This is a genomic window from Clostridium sp. (assembly GCF_051656525.1).
Classification (GTDB): Bacteria; Bacillota; Clostridia; order Clostridiales; family Clostridiaceae; genus Clostridium.
Window position 1 is genome coordinate 1 of sequence record NZ_JBOGCC010000075.1, and the last position, 2,745, is coordinate 2,745.

Consider the following 2,745-nt stretch of genomic DNA (forward strand, 5'->3'; position numbering starts at 1 on the left):
ATAAGCTTTAAAGGAGAAAAGATAGAATATTATATTTCAGCTAATGGAGCAAAAATAGAGGGAAGAATATTTAATGAAATATTTAATAGCTTTTTAAAAGAATATGGAAGCTATGAAACAATAGGTACTTTTAATAAGGCTGCATTTATGAATTTTGTTCAAAATAAATATGACACTTATGTAGAAGAAGAAAAAGTAAATGGAGCAAAAAAATTAACAGCAGGAGAGTTTTATACATTTGCAGAATTAGCCCTTATAATCTCATTTTTAGGGCTTACAATAGGAGAAATGACATTTAAAGAAAAGAGGCTTAAAACGGTAAATAGAATAATAATGTCAAAATCAAGTCACTTAATAATGTTATTATCTAAAATATCTTTAGGAGTTATTATAGGAACACTTCAAACATTTTTAGTTTATGGATATACATCATTGGTCTTAAAGGTAGATTGGGGAGAAAATACAGTTAAGTTTTTAATTTTATTTATAGTATATTCTTTATTTATGTCTATAACAGGGGCTGTAATTGGAGCTCTTTGTAAAAAAGAAGGAATGACTTCAGGAATTTTAAATATATTCTCATTTGTATGGGGTGCTTTAGGTGGATGTTTTACACCTCTTTCAATGATTATTTCTATTCCAGTTGTAAATAAGCTTGTATACCTAAGTCCAATTTACTGGATTACAACAGCTACAAGTACTATGGTATGTGGTTTTCAAACTGTTGCATATAAAATTGCAATGGGAATTCCTATAGTATTTTCTATAATCTTTTTATTAGTATACTTTTGGAAATCAAGAGATAAGGAGGCAGTAATAAATGCTTAATATAATGAAAAATGTATGGAAAATGCTTTCAAGAAGAAAAGGATATCTTTTAGTTGCAATATTTTTTCCAATAGCAGCCACATTGTTTTTTACATCAATTTATACAAATAGTAGTAGTTATCCTGTAGGAGTAGTAAATAAAGATAAAGGAAGTTTAGGTGCTGAAATTTCAAGTTCAGTAGATAGCTTAAAGGTTATAAGTGTTAAGGATTTAGAAGCCTCTGATGATAATATGAATAAGCTGATTTTTAATGAAGTTTCTATGATAATTACAATAGATGAAGATTTTACAGAAAAGATTTTAAAGGGAGAAAAAAGTGAAATTAAATTTAATGCTATAAATAAAAATGAAATGACAGAAATAGTTAAAAATTTATTAGATACAGAAACAAAGTCTTTAGCAAATCTTTGCAATAATATAGATGTAGAAAAAGTAGGGATAGAAAAAGTTTTAGAAAAGTATAAAGAAAGTGTTCCAGAATATAATCTTATAAAGGCAGAAGATAAGGGCGTAAATATTATGGCAACAGTTGGATTAATGATATATTTAATATTTATTTCAGCTGGTATGGCATCAAGTGTTTTAATAGAAGATGAAAAAAATGGAACAAGAGATAGAATTTTAATGGGAAAAGTTAAAATAAAAGAATATTATGGAGCAATGGGTACAGTAATATTTTTACTCTCAGTGATTCCAGTTATAGAATACTATATTCTTTGTAAAATTTTAAAATATAATATAGGATTTTCAAGTGAGTGGATATTACTAGTACTTCTAGTTTTAGTAGTTATACTTGCAGTTTCCTTTACAATAATGGTATCTACATTAGTAAAAAATAAATCGGTTCATGGAGTAGTAACAGCAACTCTTACAATTCCTATGTTTATGCTTAGTGGGGCATTTTGGGAGTTTTCAATGATGAGTGAAGGACTTCAAAAAATAGGAAGTATCTTCCCAATAAGATGGTTTATGAGTTCTATAGAAAAAATGCAAAATGGAGGAATTTTATCAGATATAGTACCAAATATAATAGGACTACTAGTAATGATTGCATTGATGTTTATTTTAAGTGTATTTTTTACTAAAAATAAAATAGTGCTAATAAAGGAAAATTAAAAGAATAGACTTTCTCAAAAGAGGAGGTCTATTTTAAAAATTATTTATTTCAAGATTGGTTAAATTAAAATTATAAATAATATAGTAGAAAAAAATTATAAAAATATAGAATATATATTGTAAAAGAATTATAATATAAAAGAAAATAGGTGATGAAATGAAAAATCAAATTATTAAAAAAATATTCAATGGAATGATATATATACATATACTACATCATGCAAGTAAAGAACCTATATATGGGTTATGGATGATGGAAGAGTTAGAAGAGCATGGATATCATATAAGTCCAGGAACGCTATATCCTATATTAAAAGGAATGGTTGAAGAAGGATTACTTTTAAAAGAAGAAAAGAATGTTGATGGTAAGATAAGAAAGTATTATTTTGCAACACAAGAAGGAAAAAATTTACTTAAAGACTTAAAAGAAAAATTAAAAGAATTAACGGAAAATATTATTTAAAGCTTTAAATTCAAAAAAGAATTTAAAGCTTTTTTATTTACTGTAAATTAAATTTATGTTAATATCAATATACGATATCGAAAATCGATATTGAAAGGGGATGGGTATATGTATTTGAAACTAGAGGGGATTTCTTATTTAGTAAAAGAGAAGGAAATATTAAAAAAAATTGATTTAGAAGTAGAAAAAGGAGATTGCATATCAATAGTTGGGGAGTCAGGAAGTGGAAAAACAACATTATTAAAACTTTGTGCACATCTTATAAGTTGCAGTAGTGGAAAAATTAAATTTAATGGACGAGAGTATTCAACTTATGATGATATTGAACTTAGAAAAA

4 protein-coding genes are annotated in these 2,745 nt (G+C 26.0%); all 4 read left to right on the forward strand.

Going from position 1 to position 2,745, the window contains the following annotated elements; all coding sequences use genetic code 11:
• Positions 1-828 (forward strand): ABC transporter permease (locus ACRDDY_RS02475; protein ID WP_438563390.1); only part of this gene is annotated, 828 nt, incomplete at its 5' end.
• On the forward strand, positions 821-1,945 hold the full coding sequence (locus ACRDDY_RS02480) for an ABC transporter permease (protein WP_438563391.1): 1,125 nt from the start codon (positions 821-823) through the stop codon (positions 1,943-1,945). The genes ACRDDY_RS02475 and ACRDDY_RS02480, both read left to right, overlap by 8 nt.
• Positions 1,946-2,102: 157 nt before the next feature.
• Complete coding sequence (locus tag ACRDDY_RS02485) at positions 2,103-2,408, forward strand: PadR family transcriptional regulator (RefSeq protein ID WP_438563392.1); 306 nt, start codon at positions 2,103-2,105, stop codon at positions 2,406-2,408.
• Between the two features lie 108 nt (positions 2,409-2,516).
• The coding region (locus tag ACRDDY_RS02490) for an ATP-binding cassette domain-containing protein (protein ID WP_438563393.1) at positions 2,517-2,745 on the forward strand (229 nt) is incomplete at its 3' end.